General features: G+C 72.9%; 14 protein-coding genes. 9 read left to right on the top strand and 5 right to left on the bottom strand.

What is annotated here, in order from left to right; genetic code table 11:
- Position 1 precedes the first annotated feature (1 nt).
- The 3 genes from QSK20_RS03345 to QSK20_RS03335 are packed head-to-tail and all read left to right on the top strand — an operon-like array spanning position 2 to position 3,578.
- Positions 2–1,438, top strand: coding sequence for an aldehyde dehydrogenase family protein (locus QSK20_RS03345; RefSeq protein ID WP_285787043.1), 1,437 nt, complete (start codon positions 2–4; stop codon positions 1,436–1,438).
- Positions 1,439–1,446: 8 nt separating this feature from the next.
- Complete coding sequence (locus QSK20_RS03340; RefSeq protein ID WP_285787042.1) at positions 1,447–2,403, top strand: NAD(P)-dependent oxidoreductase; 957 nt, start codon at positions 1,447–1,449, stop codon at positions 2,401–2,403.
- Positions 2,404–2,426: 23 nt separating this feature from the next.
- Positions 2,427–3,578, top strand: coding sequence for an acyl-CoA dehydrogenase family protein (locus QSK20_RS03335; protein ID WP_502888833.1), 1,152 nt, complete (start codon positions 2,427–2,429; stop codon positions 3,576–3,578).
- Positions 3,579–3,634: 56 nt separating this feature from the next.
- Here the strand turns inward: QSK20_RS03335 and QSK20_RS03330 are convergent, their stop codons facing one another.
- Entirely contained in the window at positions 3,635–5,095 is a 1,461-nt protein-coding gene (locus tag QSK20_RS03330; RefSeq protein ID WP_285787040.1) for a multicopper oxidase family protein, read from the bottom strand.
- A gap of 350 nt (positions 5,096–5,445) precedes the next feature.
- Between QSK20_RS03330 and QSK20_RS03325 the strand changes: the two genes are divergently transcribed.
- Together QSK20_RS03325 and QSK20_RS03320 are read left to right on the top strand one after the other, a co-directional pair.
- The gene (locus QSK20_RS03325) at positions 5,446–6,036 is read left to right on the top strand and encodes a hypothetical protein (RefSeq protein WP_285787039.1); all 591 of its coding nucleotides are present in this window, start codon (positions 5,446–5,448) and stop codon (positions 6,034–6,036) included.
- Positions 6,037–6,121: 85 nt separating this feature from the next.
- On the top strand, positions 6,122–6,853 hold the full coding sequence (locus QSK20_RS03320) for a DUF7873 family protein (RefSeq protein WP_285787038.1): 732 nt from the start codon (positions 6,122–6,124) through the stop codon (positions 6,851–6,853).
- 409 nt (positions 6,854–7,262) lie between these two features.
- Here QSK20_RS03320 and QSK20_RS03315 read toward each other — a convergent pair whose 3' ends face one another.
- From QSK20_RS03315 to QSK20_RS03300, 4 genes are all read right to left on the bottom strand, one after another.
- Complete coding sequence (locus tag QSK20_RS03315) at positions 7,263–9,248, bottom strand: hypothetical protein (protein WP_285787037.1); 1,986 nt, start codon at positions 9,246–9,248, stop codon at positions 7,263–7,265.
- A complete protein-coding gene (locus QSK20_RS03310) occupies positions 9,245–10,387 on the bottom strand; it encodes a 5'-methylthioadenosine/S-adenosylhomocysteine nucleosidase family protein (RefSeq protein ID WP_285787036.1) in 1,143 nt (380 codons plus the stop codon). Before QSK20_RS03310 ends, QSK20_RS03315 begins: the two co-directional genes overlap by 4 nt.
- A gap of 315 nt (positions 10,388–10,702) precedes the next feature.
- A complete protein-coding gene (locus QSK20_RS03305; RefSeq protein WP_285787035.1) occupies positions 10,703–11,344 on the bottom strand; it encodes a response regulator in 642 nt (213 codons plus the stop codon).
- Positions 11,341–12,567 (bottom strand): sensor histidine kinase, encoded by a 1,227-nt coding sequence (locus QSK20_RS03300; protein ID WP_285787034.1) that lies wholly within the window; start codon positions 12,565–12,567, stop codon positions 11,341–11,343. The genes QSK20_RS03305 and QSK20_RS03300 overlap by 4 nt, the downstream gene beginning before the upstream one ends.
- 143 nt (positions 12,568–12,710) lie before the next feature.
- Between QSK20_RS03300 and QSK20_RS03295 the strand changes: the two genes are divergently transcribed.
- The 4 genes from QSK20_RS03295 to QSK20_RS03280 all read left to right on the top strand — a co-directional run bounded on the left by QSK20_RS03295 (position 12,711) and on the right by QSK20_RS03280 (position 18,167).
- Positions 12,711–13,460 (top strand): ABC transporter ATP-binding protein, encoded by a 750-nt coding sequence (locus QSK20_RS03295; RefSeq protein WP_285787033.1) that lies wholly within the window; start codon positions 12,711–12,713, stop codon positions 13,458–13,460.
- A complete protein-coding gene (locus QSK20_RS03290; protein WP_285787032.1) occupies positions 13,457–16,006 on the top strand; it encodes an FtsX-like permease family protein in 2,550 nt (849 codons plus the stop codon). Before QSK20_RS03295 ends, QSK20_RS03290 begins: the two co-directional genes overlap by 4 nt.
- A 159-nt stretch (positions 16,007–16,165) precedes the next feature.
- Positions 16,166–17,254, top strand: a complete 1,089-nt coding sequence (locus tag QSK20_RS03285; protein ID WP_285787031.1) for a family 43 glycosylhydrolase — start codon at positions 16,166–16,168, stop codon at positions 17,252–17,254.
- A 76-nt stretch (positions 17,255–17,330) separates the two neighbouring features.
- A complete protein-coding gene (locus QSK20_RS03280) occupies positions 17,331–18,167 on the top strand; it encodes a hypothetical protein (RefSeq protein WP_285787030.1) in 837 nt (278 codons plus the stop codon).
- Positions 18,168–18,291 lie beyond the last annotated feature (124 nt).

Genomic DNA, 18,291 nt, shown 5'->3' with positions numbered 1-18,291 from the left:
CATGTCCGTGCCGTACCACCCCAACCTCGTCGGCGGCGAGTGGGTCGACGGGGAACGCCGACCCAACCACAACCCCGCCCGGCCCGGCGAGGTCGTCAGCGAGTACGCCCGCGCCGACCGGGACACCGCCCGCGCAGCCGTCGCCGCCGCCCGCGCCGCGCAGCCCGGCTGGGCCCGCCGCCCTGTCGCGGACCGGATGGCGATCCTCGACCGGATCGGGAGCACCATCCTGAGCCGGGTGGACGAGCTCGCCGTCCTGCTCGCCCGGGAGGAGGGCAAGCTGCTCGCCGAGGCCCGGGGCGAGGTGACCCGGGCCGGGCAGACCTTCCGCTACTACGCCCACCAGCTGCTCCAACCCCAGGGCGAGGTGTACGCGTCCACCCGGGAGAACGTGCACGCCGAGGTCCGCCGCCGGCCGCTCGGCGTGGTCGGGGTCATCACGCCGTGGAACTACCCGCTCGCGATCCCGGCCTGGAAGGTCGCGCCCGCGCTCGCGTACGGCAACACGGTGGTGCTCAAACCCGCCGAGCTGGTGCCCGCCTCGGCCGGGGAACTCGCCCGGATCGTGGCCGGGGCCGGCGTGCCACCCGGCGTCTTCAACCTCGTCACCGGGTCGGGCCGGGAGGTCGGCGAGGAGCTGCTGACCTCGCGTGACGTCGACGGCATCTCCTTCACCGGCGGCACCGGCACCGGCGCCCACGTCGCCCGGCAGTGCCTCGCCCACGGCAACAAGCGGTTCCAGCTGGAGATGGGGGGCAAGAACCCGCTCGTCGTCCTGGACGACGCCGACCTGGAGGTCGCGGTGCGCTGCGCCCTGGACGGCAGCTTCTTCAGCAGCGGCCAGCGGTGCACGGCGTCGAGCCGGCTGATCGTGCAGGCCGGCATCCACGACCGGTTCGTCGAGGCGCTGGCGGCGGCGGCCGACGCGCTGCGGGTCGGCGACCCGCTCGACCCGCACAGCGACCTCGGGCCGGTGGTCAGCCCCGACCAGCTGGCCCAGAACCTGGACTACGTCCGGATCGGCCGGGACGAGGGGGCGACCGTGGTGGCCGGCGGAGCCCACCGCCCCGACGAGGGGCAGTTCATGCGACCCACCCTCTTCGCCGACGCGCGCAACGACATGCGGCTCGCCCGGGAGGAGATCTTCGGTCCGGTGTCCTGCGTGATCCGGGTCGACGACCTCGACGAGGCGATCGACGTGGCCGGCGACACCCCGTACGGACTCTCCGCCGGGATCGTGACGACGTCCCTCTCCGCGTCCGAGCGGTTCAAGCGGGACGCCCGCGCCGGCATCGTGACGGTCAACCTGCCCACCGCCGGCACCGAACTGCACCTGCCCTTCGGCGGCACCGGCGCCTCCAACCACGGCCCCCGGGAGCAGGGCGGCTACGCCCGGGACTTCTACAGCGTGCCGGTGACCTGCTACACCGGCTGGTGAGGACGCACATGACCCCCAGGATCCTGCTCACCGAACCGATCGCGGCGGCCGGCATGGAGCTGCTGCACGCGGCGGGCGACGTGCACGTCGCCCAGATCACCGACCCGGCGGCGCTCGCCGCCGGACCCCTCGCCACCGCCGACGCGCTCGTGGTGCGCTCCTCCCCGGTGACGGCCGGCATGCTCGAATCCGCCCGGCGGCTCCGGGTCGTCGGCCGGCACGGCGCCGGGCTGGACGGCATCGACCTGGCCGCCGCCGACCGCCTGGGCATCCCGGTGGTCTCCACCCCCGGGGCCAACGCCGAGTCCGTGGCCGAGTTCGTGATCCTGGCCGCCCTGACCCTCGCCCGGCAGCTGCCGCAGGCCGTGGCGTCGCTGGCCGGCGGAGACTTCCCGGCCGGCCGGTCGCTGCCCGCCTCGGTCGTCGCCTCCGGGCTGACCGGCACCATGCTCGCCGGCCGCACCCTCGGGCTGGTCGGCCTCGGCGCGATCGGCCGGGGCGTCGCGGCCCGCGCGCGCGGCCTCGGCATGACCGTGCTCGGGTACGACGTCGCCGTCACCGCGCCACCGGAGGGCGTCCGCCTCGTCGCCCTCGACGACCTGCTGCGCGAGGCCGACGTGGTGAGCCTGCACGTGCCGCAGACCGCGCAGACCACCGGGCTGATCGGTGCCGACGCGCTCGCCCGGATGCGGCCGGACGCCCTCCTGGTGAACACGGCGCGGGCCGGGGTGGTGGACCGCGCGGCCGTGCTCGCCGCGCTCGACGCCGGGCGGCTGCGGGGCTACGCGGTCGACGTCTTCGCCCCCGAGCCGCCGGACCCCGACGACCCGCTGCTGCACCACCCCCGGGTCCTCGCCACCCCGCACATGGCGGCGATGACCCACGACGCGTTGGACGCGATGGCCGTCGCCGTGGCGCGCGGCGTGATCGCCCACCTGCAAGCCCCGGAAGGAACCGAACCGTGACCCTGCCCGTCCCCGCGTCCACGCTGGAGTACTTCGGTGTCGACGCGCTCGTCGACGATGACACCCGGGAACTCCAGGCCGCCGTGCGCGGCTTCGTCGACCGGCGGATCCGCCCGCACGTCGCCACCTGGTACGAGGAAGGCCACCTGCCGGCCCGGGACCTGGCCCGCGAACTCGGCCAGCTCGGCGTGCTCGGCATGCACCTCGACGGCTACGGCTGCGCGGGCACCTCCGCCGTCGCGTACGGGCTGGCCTGCTTCGAGCTGGAGGCGGGCGACTCCGGCCTGCGCTCCCTGGTCTCGGTGCAGGGGTCGCTGGCCATGTACGCGATCTGGCGGTTCGGCTCCGAGGAGCAGAAACAGCGGTGGCTGCCCCGGATGGCGGCCGGCGAGGCGATCGGCTGTTTCGGCCTGACCGAACCGGACTTCGGCTCCGATCCGGCCGGGATGCGGACCCGCGCCCGCCGCGACGGGAGCGACTGGGTGCTCAACGGCACCAAGATGTGGATCACCAACGGGTCGATCGCCGACGTCGCGGTGGTCTGGGCCCGCACCGACGAGGGCATCCGGGGCTTCGTCGTCCCCGCCGGCACTCCCGGGTTCACCGCCCCGGAGATCACCCGCAAGCTCTCCCTACGTGCCTCGGTGACCTCCGAACTCGTCCTCGACGACGTCCGGCTGCCCGCCGACGCGATGCTGCCGGAGGCCGCCGGCCTCTCCGGGCCGCTGTCCTGCCTCAACGAGGCCCGCTTCGGCATCGTCTTCGGGGCGCTCGGCGCGGCCCACGACTGCCTGCAGACCACGATCGAGTACGCCCGCAGCCGGCAGATCTTCGACCGGCCGCTCGCCGCGTACCAGGCGACCCAGCTCAAGCTCGCCGACATGGGCCTGGAACTGGGCAAGGGGCTGCTGCTGGCGCTGCACATCGGCGCGCTCAAGGACGCCGGCACGCTCGACCACCGGCAGATCAGCCTCGGCAAGCTCAACAGCGTACGGGAGGCCATCGCCATCGCCCGCGAGTGCCGGGCCGTCCTCGGCGCGGCCGGCATCACCCTCGACTACCCGGTGATGCGGCACGCGGCGAACCTCGAATCCGTGCTCACCTACGAGGGCACCTCCGAGGTGCACCAGCTCATCGTCGGGCAGGTGCTGACCGGTCACTCCGCCTTCCGCTGAGACACCCGGGAGGGCCCGTCGGGGCAGCGCCGACGGGCCCCTCCGCAGCGGCCGGCTCAGACGATCCGGAGATTGGCCATCATGCCCATCGCGCTGTGGTCGACCATGTGGCAGTGGTACGGGTAGACACCGCGCCAGGTGTCGAAGGTGGCCTGGAGCCGGACCGGCTGGCCGGGCCAGACGACCACGGTGTCCTTCAACCCGGACTCGGTGGGGTCGGCCGGACCGTCGCCCCGGCCGAGCACCCGGAACTGCACCAAATGCATGTGAAAGTTGTGGGGCATGAAGACGTTGCCGTTCGTCACCGTCCACTCCTCGGTGCTGCCCCAGGCGACGGTGGTGTCGATCCGGTTCGGGTCGAAGACCTTCCCGTCGATGTACGCGCGGTGCCCGGTGCCCGGCTCGTCCATCCGCAGCTCGATGGTGCGCCGCACGGTCGGCGTCGGCAGCGGCGGAAGGGAGCGCAGCCGCTGCGGCACCGAGCTGCGGTCCCGCCCCCGCGCCGGTACGACGTCGAAGCGCATCACGGAGCCGACCTGCTCGAACGGGCCCGGCCCCATCAGGTTGTGCAGCACCACCGAGGTACCCGGTTGGTAGCGGGAGAAGTCGACCACCACCTCCAGCCGTTCGCCCGGCGAGAGCAGCACGTACGGCACGGTGACCGGAGCCTCCAGCAGGCCGCCGTCGGAGCCGATCACCGTGATCTCCCCGGCGTCGGCGAGCTGGAGCAGGAAGAACCGCAGGTTGCTGGAGTTGACCAGCCGGAACCGGTAGCGACGGGCCTGCACCTGGAAGCGCGGCCAGGGCCGGCCGTTGACCAGGATGGTGGTCCGGTTGTCCGCGTCGTCCATCGTCCAGACCAGTTGGGCGTCGGCGTCCAGGTGCGCGTCACGCAGCACCAACGGGACGTCGAACTGGCCGCCGGGCAGCGGCAGCGCCGCCTCGGTGCGGTCGGTGAGCAGGTAGAGGCTGGACAGGCCCCGGTAGAGGTGCTCAGCCTCCATGTGGTGGGTGTGGTCGTGCATCCACAGCGTGGCGTGCGTCTGCCGGTTGGGGTACGTGTAGACCCGCTCCCCGCCGGGCGGGATCGTGGCGGTGCCGGAGCCGTCGTCACCGGGCGCGGTGGCGCCGCCGTGCAGGTGCACCGCCGTCGGCATGTCCAGCCGGTTGCGCTGACGGACCACCACCCGCCGGCCTGAGGTGGCACGGATCGTCGGGCCGGGCAGATCGCCGTTGTACGTGTACACCTCCGTACGGGTGCCCGGCAGGATCTCCAGCCGTCGGCGGTGCATGGTGACGGAGTAGTAGTCGGTGGTGGCGGTCCGCAGCACCGGTCGCAGGGTCTGCGGCACGGTCAACGGGACGGTGAACGGGGTCAGGGTCTGGCTTCCCACCCGGACGGGCCGCGCCGCAGCGGGGGCCGCGTTGGATCGCCCGGCGAGGCTGACCAGGCCACCGGTCACGCCGAGGAAACCTGAGGCCGCGCCGAGACGCAGCAGTTGACGACGAGTGGACACTAGTCCCTCCCTAGGAGCCGCGCGGTGGTCCCGGTCAACCGGAGATCCGAAGACGTCGGCGGTTGTCCCAGACTTCGATGATGTCGGAGACGCGGGAGTGCGGTCACCCCTGAAAATGACCCCCTGAGACCGGACAACTCCCGCGAATTCGCTGGCCGGACGGGGTCGGCCCCAGCCCGACGGGGTCCCGGTCGGGGCTTCCGTGGGCTGCCCTCGTACGGCCCGCGACGTCACCGGAGCGCAGGGCTACCATCCACACTCGACGGTCCTCGCGGTCGACGCTTCCGTACGGGCCGCGCGGAACGGGTGCGAAGGACACCACCGAGTACGTTCCCGATCGAGGAGAACCCGTGACCGACCAGCAGCCCGGCCCCGACCAGGCCAGCGCGCCGCCGCAGCCCGGCCCCGACCACACCGTTGCGCCACAGCCCGACGCCGACCACGGCGTCGTACCGCAGCAGGCCCCGGGTCCGGCGATGCCGCCCGGCTTCGTCCCTACCGACGGTCCGTTCCCGCCCGGCGGGCCTGCTCCGGGTCCGCTCGCGGCGTACCGGGTGCCGCTCGTCGCGGCGGGCGCGGTGGTGGCCCTGCTCCTGGCGGGGGTCGTCGGCACCGCCATCTACCAGGCGGTCAAGGAGGATTCCGGCATCACCGCCTGCAAGGCGATGGCCGCTGGCAGCGAAGGGAAGGAGACGTTGGGTGACGGTGACGACGAGCTCAGCGAGGCCGAGTACCGCGAACTACGGGAGCAGTTCGCCGACTCCGACCACGAGAAGATCCGGGAGCACGGGACGGCCCTGGTCGACATCGTGTGGGAGGTGTCGAGGATGAAGGGCGACGAGGCGGCCGGCGCGCTCGCCTACATCGGCCCGATGAGCACGCACATGACCGGCCTGAAGACGGCCTGTGCGAACGAGGGCGTCCAGATCAACCTGAACTGACCGGCCCCGCCCCGGTCGCGGAAACCGGTTGGTCACCTTCGGACGGTCGTTGGTAGTGTCCGGCCCGGCTGAAGGGAAGATCGGCATGGCGAAGCTCAACCAGATCATCGCGGTCACCAAGGGCGTGAAGGCCCAGACCGCCCGGGAGTTCACCGAGGCACAGCGCAACGTCCAGAAGGCGCCGATGCTGTCCGGCATCTCCCGCAGCTACCAGCCGAAGGACGAGGAGGGCGAGCAGCTTCCGCCGGAGTCGACCCGGGTGCAGGTGTCGGCCACCGACGTGATCGGCGAGGTGTCGACGTCGCTGACCCGGCTCTTCGACCTGGTCCTCACCCAGGATGTGGCGAACACCCGGGCGAAGGCCGACGTGGTGGTGGACGGCCGGACGATCCTCGCCGACGTGCCGGTCACCTACCTGCTCTTCCTGGAGAAGCAGCTGGTCGACCTGTACGCCTTCGTCGACAAGCTGCCCGTGCTGGACCCGGCCGAGACCTGGACGTTCAACGACGCCGCCGGGGCGTACGCCTCGGACCCGGTCAAGACGGTGCGCAGCCGGAAGGTGATGCGCAACCACGTCAAGGCCGAGGCCACCGAGAAGCACCCGGCCCAGGTCGAGGTGTACACCGAGGATGTCCCGGTCGGCTACTGGACCACGGTCAAGCTCTCCGGTGCCCTGCCCGCGACCCGGGTCAAGGAGTTGCGCGAGCGGGTGGCGAAGCTCCAGCAGGCCGTCAAGTTCGCCCGCGAGCAGGCCAACATGACCGAGGTGGAGGACCAGAAGGCCGGCGAGCGGGTGTTCGGCTACCTGTTCGGGTAGCCTTTCAGACTCCCTCCGTGGGAGCGCGGAGGGACGCGCGCGAGCGCGAAAAGCTGAGCCTGAAACGTCAGACTGAACGGGACGTGTGATCAGTGCAGGTTCGAGTCCTGCCCCCGGCACCCGGGCCGGGGTAGCCCAACTGGCAGAGGCAGACCGTCCGGTAAAACTCAGACTCTCGCTCCAGACTCAGCATTACCGCCGATCGTCGGATGGAGCAGCCGTGGAAAGGGTTCGTGGAGTGTAGGTTCGAATCCTACCCGCGCCTCTCTTCGTGGCGCGGTAGCCCAATGGTAGAGGCGACGACTTTCAAACTGACCCACGGCTTTAAACGCATCCGGCGTGTGAAGTGGGCGGAAACCTGGAACCCCCGGCTTGGGTAGGCCGGGGGTTCCGCTGTTTCCGGTGGGCGTCAGGATGCGGGATCGGGTGGGGCAGCGGCTCCTGCGCCGGCCAGCGCGAACTGCCGGTGGATCCATTCCTTCCCCTCGGCGGCGATTCCCTCCAGGACGTGTACGGTCCGCCGCACGCCCGAGGCGTCGAGCACCACCCCGGACAGCAAGCGGACGTCCTCACCGGGCTCCGGCCGCTCGGCGTCCTCGTCGGAGAGCGGGACCTCGATCATGTCCCCGCCGACCAGTCTGAGGGTGACGTGCCGAGGATGCCCGACGTCGGAGGCGACGACGCGGACGTGGGAGACCGCCTCGAACCGGTAGTTCATCCGTTCCGGCCGGCTGAACAGGATCCGCTCGAAGTCGAGTTCGGCGCTCGCCTGCCGCACCCCGTCCCGGGTCAGCAGGAAGAGCAGGATCCGGTAGCGGGAGTAGCGCCACGGGCCGTACCGGACCCGGGCCCGCTTCCGGTTCGCCGGGGCCGGCGCGTCGACGAAGGCGTGCGCGATCACGTCACTCGGCTTGAGCTGGTAGTGCCGCAACGTCTCGTCCATGAGGAGTTTGCGGTCGCACTCCAGCCACGCCGCCATCTCGGTGTCGTCAGGCTTGTCGGCGAGTTTGGCGCACCACCGCTGGAAGGCCGCCTGCCGGTCGGCCAGCCGGCGCTCGCGGTCGAGCAGGTCGGCGGCGTGGCGGCGCTCCTCGACGAGGATGTGCAGCCAGGTGCGTGCCGCCACGGCTCCACCCCCGAGCAGCAGGACGAGGGTGGTGAGACCGGCCAGCGGGGCCACGGCCATCGCGGCGGCGGCGGTCCAGAGTCCACCGACGCCCAGGGCGGCCAGCCCGAGGGCGGCGGCGGTGCCGTTCCCGGGCCTGGCGTGCTGGTCGTCCTGCCGCGAGAACAGGGTGCCCCGCTCCCAGCGGGACCGGACGTCACTGGCCAGGTAGCGGATCAGCCAGGCCACCTGAGGCGCGGTGACCCGCTGCTCACGGTAGATCTCGACGACCTCGTCCCGGAGCTCCTTCCGGATGCCCGCGGTCCGCTGCATCCAGGTGTGCCGGTCCTGGCCGTAGGGGAGGTAGCGGGCGAAGTAGTGCTGGAAGAGGTTGTCCACCTGGTGGGTGAAGCCACCGGGTGGCGGCTGCTGCGTCCGGTGCCAGGGGCGGTGGTCGTGTCCCGACGCCGAGGACCGGTACGCGCGTACGCCCCATTCGCGGCCCTGCCACGCCGCGACGTAGCCGCCGCCGGCCGCGACCAGCCAGGCGACGGCCGCGCCGACCGCGCCGTGCTGGACGAGGATCCATCCCAGGTGGAGCGCGGCGGCGGCGAACACGCTGGTGGCGACCCAGGCCAGCAGGTGTGCCCCCGGCTGGGTGGCGTTCGGGGGTACCGGCGCCACCCGTGGCCCCGCCGGTACCGGCTGGAAGAACTTCCACACCCGCTGCTGGCGGTCGGCGGCCAGCCGCCGGGTGAGGACCCGGCTGATCTCCAACCGCCACAGCTGGTCCTGGAGCGGTCCGTCGATGACCAGGTGGAGATGGCGGAGGATCTTGTCGTGCTGGTCGGGCGGGAGCCGGTCGAGGTCCTTCAGGAGCGGCCCGTGGTCGGCGTTGGGCGTGCTCACCGCGTCGAGCAGCCGGTGGACGATCCGGAGTCCCTCGGCGTACTCGTCGTCGTCGCGGACGGGCTGGCTCCGGGCGGCCCGGAGCGCGGTCGTGTCCTGCGTCGCGAGGTCGTGCAGACTCCGGTCACTGAGCAACGCGAGGAACCAGTGGAATCGGACCTTGCTCGTCCCGTGCCCGGCCGCGATCACGTGCTCGAAGAGGAGCCGCGCCCGGGTCGGGATGCCGCCGGCGAGGCAGCGCACCCCGGTCTGGTACTTCTTCTCCGGCGGGTCGTCCGGCGCGACCTGGTAGAACGAGACCTCGTGCACGGTGTGCGCCTGGAACCCGACCGTGGCCGAGCCGTCCGCGACGTTTGTGGCGGACGTGAAGTCGTCGTTCACGAGCGCCCCCGGAGCAGCACGATGACCTCGGCCAGTCGCGCGGAGAGCGCCGGCACGTCGTCGACCAGGCCGCGCAGCCGACGGAGCGCGACGATCGCCTCCCCGCCACCGGGCACGCCGTCGACGGCCCTGGTGGCGATCTCGACCTCGGCCTCGGCCGCCGCGTAGGTGGCCTCGTCGACCTCACCGGCCCGGTGGGCCTCCTTGAGCTGGCTGCGCAGCGCGGCCAGCTCCGCGTCGAGGTCGGTGGGGCGGGGAGAGGCCCCGTCGCCGACCTGGACCGGGCCGTGGACGTGTCCTGCCTGGAAACCGACCCGGGCGTTTCCCTTCGCGATGTTGCGCACCGTGCTGCCGTTCATCTCCGTGGCTCCCTCCGGTCGGGACTGTTCCTCGTCGCGGCTGATCTCCTCGGCCAGCGCGGTGGCGAACGCGGTCGCGTTCGCCACCGCCCGTGGCTGCCAGCGGATGCCGTCGGTCGCCGCCTTGGTGCCGTCGGCCCGGTCGCTGACGCCCCGGACGACGACGACCGGGAGGGCGTTGTTCAGGTGGGCGGCCTGGGCCACGCCCGCCGCCTCCATCTCGATGGCCAACGCGTCGTTGTAGTGCTGCCGCACCCAGCGTGCCTGCTCCGAGATGCTGGAGTCCTGCACCACCTCCCCGGCGGCGATGGGTCCGAAGTGAACCCGGGGCGGTGTCGTGTCGGCGGGTAGCCGCCGCTGCCAGGTCCCCGCGCGGGAGAGGTGCCGGGCGATCTGGTCGGGCCCGTGGGCGATCTCCCAGACCCGGGGGCGGGCCTTGAGGCCGTCGTCCTCGCTGGTGCCGCCGTGGTAGGCGTAGACGTGGGTGGCGACCACCACGTCGCCGAGCGCGATGCTCGGGCGGAGGCCACCGGCGACCCCGACGAAGATCACCGCCTTCGGGCGGAACACGGCGATGGCCCGTTCGGCCAGGACGGCGGCAGGGTGGTTGCCCTTGCCGACGAGTCCCAGGACCACGCGGCACCGCCCGCCCGCGAGCTGTCCGATCTCGAACCGGGTACCGGCGGCGTGCCGGTGCAGGCGCAGGTCGGACAGGGTCCTGCGGACCGCCTCGTACTCCAGGTCCAGGGCGGTGAGGAACACCACCGGACGTTCGTTCATGGGTTCTCCTCGTCTCGTTCACGGTCGTGAAGGTGCGCCGGCCGAGGGGCGGGCGGGGAAGGCCGGCCCGTTGCCGGGTGGGGCGTGTGCTGCCACGGGACGGGGTCGGTGGACTCGTCCGGTCACCGCGTGGGGCGACGACGGGGAACGTCGACCCGACCACCGCCGTGCAGCCACCATAGATTTAATGTCACTCTGACGTAAAGTCTAGGCGGTGTTGGTCTTCGTCACGATGTGTGAATTCGGGTACGACCCGTCGTGCGGGTCACCGCCCCGGAACGGAGGGTCGGTCGGGTATAGGGGCCAGTCGGCAGGTCAACCGACCAGGCGGCGTTCCCAGGCCCAGGCGGCGATCTCCACCCGGTTGCGGGTGCCCAGCTTCGTCTGCACGCTGCCCAGATGGGTCTTGACCGTGCCGACGGTGATGAAGAGTCGGGCGGCGATCTCGGCGTTCGTCGCGCCCCGCGCCACCAGCCTCACCACCTCCAGTTCCCGGGGGGAGAGGCTGGTCTCGCCCGGGCGCGGGGCGGCCGGTGGGTTCAGGTGCGCCAGCAGCCGTACCGTGATCGACGGGCTGATCAGGGCGTCCCCGGAGACGGCCGCGCGCAGCGCCTCGACCAGCAACGCCGGGCCGGAGTCCTTCAGCAGGAAACCGCACGCGCCGTTGCGCAGCGCCTGGTGGACGTACTCGTCGAGGTCGAAGGTGGTCACCACGACCACCCGGACCGGGTCGGCGACCCCGGGGCCGGCGAGCAGGCGGAGCGCCTCCAGCCCGTCCATCCGGGGCATCCGGATGTCCAGCAGGACGACGTCCGGCCGGAGCCGACGGGCCAGCTCGACCGCCTCGACGCCGTCGGCCGCCTCGCCGACCAGCGTCATGTCCGGCTGCGCGTCGATGATCATGCCGAAGCCGGTCCGGACCATGGCCTGGTCGTCGGCGACCAACACCCGGATCACCGGCTGCGGCCCGCGTCCACCGGCAGCGCCATGTCCACCACCCATCCTCCGTTAACGCCCGGACCGGCGGACAACCGGCCGCCGAGCGCGCCGACCCGCTCGGTGAGGCCGACCAGACCGAATCCGGGTCGCTCCCGGGTCCGCCCGGGGCGCTGCCCGCGTCCGTCGTCGCCGACCCGCACCAGCAACCAGTCCGGGGTACGGGTCACGTGCACCTCCACCCGCCGCGCCCCGGTGGCGTGTTGCCGGATGTTGGTCAGCGCCTCCATCACCACCCGGTACGCCGAGGATGTCACCTCGACCGGCAGGTCATCGAGGTGCCCCTCGGTGTGCAGGTGCGCCCGGACGTCGCCGGTGCCGGAGAAACTCCCCACCAGCTCCGGCAACTCGGCCAGACCGGCCAGCGGGGCCAGCGGCGCGTCCGGTGACGCGTCCTGCCCGCGCAGCACCCCCACCATCCGGCGCATCGCCGTCATGGTCTCCGCGCCGGCCCGTTCGATCTGCTCCAGGGCGGCCACCGCCCGCTGCGGGTCCCGCTCGGCGACGTACCGGGCCCCCTGCGCCTGCACCACGATGCCGGTGACGTGGTGGGCGATGAAGTCGTGCAGGTCCCGGGCGAACTCGGCGCGCTGCTCCGCGCGTACCGTGTCGAGTTGGCGCTCCCGGGCGGTGGCCGCCATCCGGAAGTACATGCCGGCGGTGGCGCTGCCCGCCGCGAGCAGCGCGTAGCCCATCGCGACGACCGGGTACGCGCCGGTCGTCGCGACCCGCAGCGGCAGCAGCGACACGGCCAGCCCGGTCACCGTGACCAGCGCCAGCGCCGGCCCCGGGGCGGCCCGGCGGGCCACCACGAAGACGACGCCGAGCAGTCCGACCGACTCGGCCAGCCCCCAGAAACCCGACGCGCTGCGTGCGTCCCAGCCGCCCGGCAGCGCGGGTCCACCGTTCAGGAGGAGACGTCCGAACGTGGTGGCCAGCGAGGCGGCCACCACCACGGCGGCGGCGACCGGCAGCAGCCGGGAACGCTGCCGGTGCGCGGGCAGCCACACCGCCGCGGTGGCCACCGCCAGCGCCACGTGCCAGAGGACGGCCAGCAGGCCGGCGTCGCCGGAGAGCACGAAGAAGCCGCCGCTGAGCACGTCGAAGACGCCGAGCAGGGCCATCGCCGCCAGGGCCGCCACCTGCGCGGCCGGGCGTCCCCAGGCGTCCACTCGCTCCATCATCGTGACCCACGGTAGCCGCGAGTCAGGGGCGGGGGATCTGCCGAAAGTCGGACCCCGTACCGCCGGGTCCTGCCTCCGGGCGGATGTGCCGGCCGGGCCCGACCCGCGACGCTGGCCGGACACGTCCAGCACAGGAGGAGAGCATGACGACGCACCCCACCCGGACGGCCGCCGTCGCGGCCGTCGACGTGGTCAAGGTGTACGGCCGGGGCGAGACGGCGGTACGCGCCCTCGACGGCGTGTCGGTGGGGTTCGGCCGGGGACGGTTCACCGCGATCATGGGACCGTCCGGGTCCGGCAAGTCCACCCTGATGCACTGCCTGGCCGGGCTGGACACGGCCACCTCCGGCCAGGTGCTGCTCGGCGGCACCGACCTGACCCGGCAGAGCGACCGGGTGCTGACGCGGGTCCGCCGGGAGCGGATCGGGTTCGTCTTCCAGTCGTTCAACCTGCTGCCGCAGCTCACCGCCGAGCAGAACGTCACCCTGCCGCTCGACCTGGCCGGCCGCGACGTCGACCGCGAGCTCCTCGACCACCTGGTGGGGGTGCTGGGGCTCGGCGACCGGCTGGCACACCGACCGAGTGAGCTCTCCGGCGGCCAGCAGCAGCGGGTGGCGCTGGCCCGTGCCCTGGTCTCCCGTCCGGAGGTGGTCTTCGCCGACGAGCCCACCGGCAACCTGGACTCCCGCTCCGGGGCGGAGGTGCTCGGCTTCCTGAGCAGCTGCGTGCGGACCCTCGGGCAGACCGTGGTCATGGTCACCCACGACCCGGTGGCCGCCGGGTACGCCGACCGGGTGGTGCTGCTCGCCGACGGCCGGATCGCCGGTGACCTCGACCGTCCCGACGGCGCCACGATCAGCGCGGCCCTGCGTGACCTGGCCGGTGCCCGGTGAGCCGGGGCAACACCGTGCTGCGCACCCAGCTCGGTGACGCCGCCCGCCGTCCGGCCCGGCTGCTCCTGATGGGGCTGGCCATGGTCATCGCGGCGTTCGTGGCCTTCGGCACCGTCCTCGCCGAGGAGATCGCCGAGCGTACGGTGCTCGGCCGGCTCAGCGGCACCCCGGCGGCGGCCGACGTGGTCATCGGCCCCGGCGACGAGGAGGGGGCCACGACCCGCGCGCTCGCCGCCGCCCGGCAGGTGCCCGGGGTCGCCGAGGCGGTCGGCCGGACCGACGTGTACGTCGAGATCGACGGCCAGCGGGGTACCGGGTTCTCGCTGCTGGCCGACCCCGGTGCCGGTCCGCTCGCCACGGTCCGCGTGCTGCGGGGCGAATATCCGGACGCACCGGGCGAGATCGCGGTCAGCGAACGGACCGTCGACCGGCTCGACCTGCCGGTCGGCGCGACCGTACGGGTCACCAACGGGATCTCGGAGCAGCCGGTCCCGCTCACCGTCAGCGGGGTGCTGGCGGTGCCGGAGGACAGCGGCGAGCTGGCGTACACCTCGGACGGCGAACTCTCCCGCCTGGCCGGGCACGACGGCCTGACGCAGGTGGAGGTGCGGTTCGCCCCCGACGCCGACCCGGCGGCGGTCCGCGTCGCTGTGGAGAAGGCGGTCACCGGCACCGGACACGAGGGCAGCACGCCGGTGCTCGCCTCAGGTGAGGAGGCCCGGCTCGCCGAAGCCGAGGCGGTCAGCGAGCGGGTGCACGACCTCTTCGCCGTGATCGCGATGTTCGTGGCGACCGCCGTCGTGGCCGCCACGCTGGTCGCCACCTCCACGTTCCGGATCGTCTTCGCCCAGCGGATGCGGCAGCTCGCCCTGCTCCGGGCCGTCGGCGCCGACCGGTCCCACCTGTTCCGCGCGCTGGTCGCCGAAGGGGCGTTCACCGGACTGCTCGCCGGCACGACCGGCGTGCTGGCCGCCGCCGGCCTCGGGTACGCGGTCCCGCTGGTGCTGCGGGGCCTCGGCCGGGAGGTCGCCTCGCCGGGCCGCCCGGTCGGCGCGGCGGTCGCCGTGGTGCTCGGCACCGTGCTGGTCGCCGTGCTCGCGGTCGTTGCCCCGGCGGTCACCGCGGCCCGGGTCGCGCCGCTGGAGGCGCTGCGCACGGCCAGCACCACCGCCGCCCAGCGCGGGGTCAACCGGCTGCGCGCGGCGGTGGGGATCCTCGCCGTCGTCGGCGCGGCGCTGGTGTTCCTCACGGTGCTGCGCCGGCTGCCCGGGCCGGAGACGCAGGGCCACGACCCGATGCGGCTGCTGCTCCTGATCGTCGCCTCCGGCACCCTGGCGTACGCGGCCCTGGTGGCGCTCGGGCCGGTGCTGGTCCGGCCGCTGCTGGCCACGGTCGGGTGGCCGCTGCGCCGGCTCGGTCCGGTCGGCCGGCTGGCCGTCGGGGGCGTCGGGGGAGCGCCGCGCCGGGCCGCCGCGGTGAGCGTGGTCGTCGCCCTCGGCGTCACCCTGATCGCCGGGGCGCTGGTGGGCAGCGCCTCGCTCACCGCGCTGTCCAAGCGGGAACTGGCCGGGATGGCCCCGGGCGACCTGCACGTCGCGGCGAACTCCGACAGCGGCGGCGGGTTCCTCCCGGACGGGTTCGTCGAGCGGGTGCGCGGGGAGAAGGCCCTGACCACCGTGGTGCCCTACCGGGGCGTGTCCGGGGTGACCGTGGCCGACGGGCAGGTCGAGGGACTGCTCGCCGTCGACCTCGATCTGCGCGCGCTCTCCACCTGGAAGGACTTCGGGGCTGCCGCCGGTTCCCTGGACGACCTGGGCCCCGGCCGGGCGGTGCTGCTCTCGCACTACGCCGAGGCGGCCGGGGTGCGGCCGGGGGAGACGCTGACCCTGACCCTGGGCGGCCGTACGGTCGACCTGCGCCTGGCAGCCACCCTGGACAACACCCCGGTCGACGCGGGCATCCTGCTCGACCCGGCCGACCTGGACCGGCTCGGCGTGCCGGCGCGGCCCACCGCGCTGCTGGCCGACCTGGCCACCGACGGGGAGGATGCCCGGACGGCGGCTCTGAAGACGCTGCGGACCCTCGGCGGAGGGAACGTGGCGGTCCAGGTGCTCGCCGACGCCCGCGACGACGCCGACGGTGACCTGCGGGAGATCTTCCGGGTGATGCTCGCCCTGCTCGGGCTGACCGTGATCGTCTCCGTGGTCGGGGTCGGCACCACCACCGCGCTCTCCGTGGTGGAACGCATCCGGGAGTCCGGACTGCTGCGGGCCGTCGGCATGTCCCGGAACCGGCTCCGGGCGATGCTCACCGTCGAGGCAGGTCTGTACGGGCTGCTCGGCGCGGTGATCGGTCTGGTGCTGGCGCTGCCGTACTCCTGGCTGACGATGGCCGCCCTCGGGGAGAGCGTGCCGGTCGAGTTCCCGGCCGGACGGCTCGCGCTCGTGGTGCTGACGTTGGCGGCGGCGACGGCGCTCGCCGGCCTGCTGCCCGCCCGCCGCGCCGCCCGGGTCAGCCCGGTCGCCGCCCTCGGCGCCGGCGACTGACCGGATCCGTTGCGCTGGTTCGCCGAATCTGCGGTGTCGCTTCGCCGCGATGCCGCGGATTCGGCGGAACGGAGCGGCGGAGAGGTGCCGTTGACGGGGTTGAATGCCGTCGGTAGCCTCCTCCCGATCAACAGAGACATATGTCGATGGGGGCGTCCGGTGAATCCTCTCCGACCACGCGGGGCGCTCGTCGCCTTCGTGGCCACCGTCCTGGTCGCGGCCACGGCGACCGCGAGGCCCGCCGTGGCCGTACCCGGGGACGACCGCGTCTCCGTCCTGGCGAGCACGTCCACCTTCCCGCTGGCCGACCCCGACACCGTGCTGGCGAAGGACGGCTCGTACGTCACGTACGGCACCACTGTCGGTGCCGGGAAGGGTGCGCGCTGCGGCGCGACCGGCAAGCTGTACGTGCCCGTCCTCGTCCACGGCTCCGGCAGTAGCGTGGGAATGGCGAACTGTGCGTCGGACGACGCCCTCCCGTCCGGCCCGGGTACCTGGGCCGAGCCGGAGAGCGCGATCTGGGCGCCCGGCGTCGCGCGCTTCGGCGATCGGTTCTTCATGTTCTACACGGCCTCCCGGAAGGGCTCCGGCCAGAAGTGCATCGGCCGGGCCGTCTCCACCAACGCTCGTGGCCCCTTCCAGAACCAGGGCGGTTGGGCCTGCCCCGACGGAGGTCGGTGGGCGATCGACGCGAATCCCTTCGTCGCCGGCGGGAACCTGTACGTGACCTACCGGGACGATGCCATCGCGACGGGTGCGGAGACCGGCATCTCCACCGTCCGGACCGACAGCGAGGGCCGGGCGATCTGGGATACCCGGCGGGACATGCTCAAGAGCACCGACATCACCTGGGACACCGCCAAGACCAGCGGCGGCACCCACGTCGTCGAGAACCCGTCGATGTGGAAGGCCGCCGACGGGAACTGGTACCTGATGTACTCGGGCAACAACTGGGACAGCCCCCGGTACGCGACCGGCATCGCGAACTGCGGTACGACCCCGTTGCCCGGCTCCCGCTGCACGCCGATTCGGGACGGTGTCACCCGCCCCTTCTTCGGCTTCACCGGCGAGGCCGGGCTCGACCCGTACCGTGGCCTCCCCGGCAACCACCGGGGCCCCGGCGGGATGGACGTCTTCAGCGCCGCCGACGGCACCGACCGCGTGGTCTGGCACTGGTGGGACGGCGAGACCCGGTTCCCCATGACCGGCGTGTTCACCCGCTCCTCCTCCGGCTTCCTCGTCTCGTAGCGGCGGTACCGCACGCGCCGCGCAGCCGGCCGATCCGGACCGCACCACCGTCCGAACCTCCGCCCGAAGGAGATCCATGAAGCCCATCAGCAGACGACGGGCCCTCGGCATCGCCGGTGGGGCCGCCCTTGCCGGTGTCGCGGGAGCCCTCAGTGTCGCCGCGCCGTCCGGTGCGGCGACCGCCTGGCGCAACCTCGGCGTCGTCACCGCCAACATCGGCCGTGACAATCTCGGCCAGCGTGAGGCCGCGATCATCGCCGTCCGGAACGCTCTCACCATGGAGGGCGCCGCAGACCGTCCGCTCGTCGGTTGGCAGGAGATCGGCGAAGGTGACGGCGACGAGAAGGAGAAGGGCTGGATCAACCAGCACTTCGGCCCGAACTACCAGAACCTGCACCTGAACAACGCCGGCCACCGCGTCCCGATCTCCGCGCCCACGGCGTACAACGTGCTCGCCCAGCGCGTCACGCACGTGCATCCCGGTAAGGAGGGCGTCTCACCGAACCGCGTCATCTCCGAGGTTCTCCTGGCCGCGGCCGACGACCCGGCGCTCCAGTTCGCCTTCGTCAACACGCACTTCGTCGCGGGCGCCTACAACGGCAGGGAGGACCCGTACGAGGACTGGCGTCGCACCATGTGGGGCGACCACTTCCGGATCCTCCGGGACACCGTCATCGAGCACTGGCGCACCCGCGGCTACCCGGTGATCTGGACCGGTGACGTCAACCGCGACCCGATGCCGCTGCTGTACCCGAACAAGGAGACGCGGGCCTTCGCCTCCGGCATCGACCAGATCGGCTGGATCGAGGGCACGAACGGCGTCCAGATCCAGCTCCGCAACACGAAGGTCGTTCCGATGAACGTCGACAGCCACAACGCCCGGGTGGCCGTGCTCCAGCTCCGCCGGGTCTGATCCACCAACGCTGGACGCGTGAACGCCCGCCGTGCGGGCGGGCGTTCACGCGGCGGTAGCCCTGGCGCTGACACCGGGGCTACCGCTGCGGGAACGAGACCGGTCGCGGCTCGTGCCCGGTGCG

This window comes from Micromonospora sp. NBRC 101691 (genome assembly GCF_030269285.1).
GTDB lineage: Bacteria > Actinomycetota > Actinomycetes > Mycobacteriales > Micromonosporaceae > Micromonospora > Micromonospora echinospora.
This window is presented reverse-complemented; position numbering and strand designations above follow the sequence as displayed.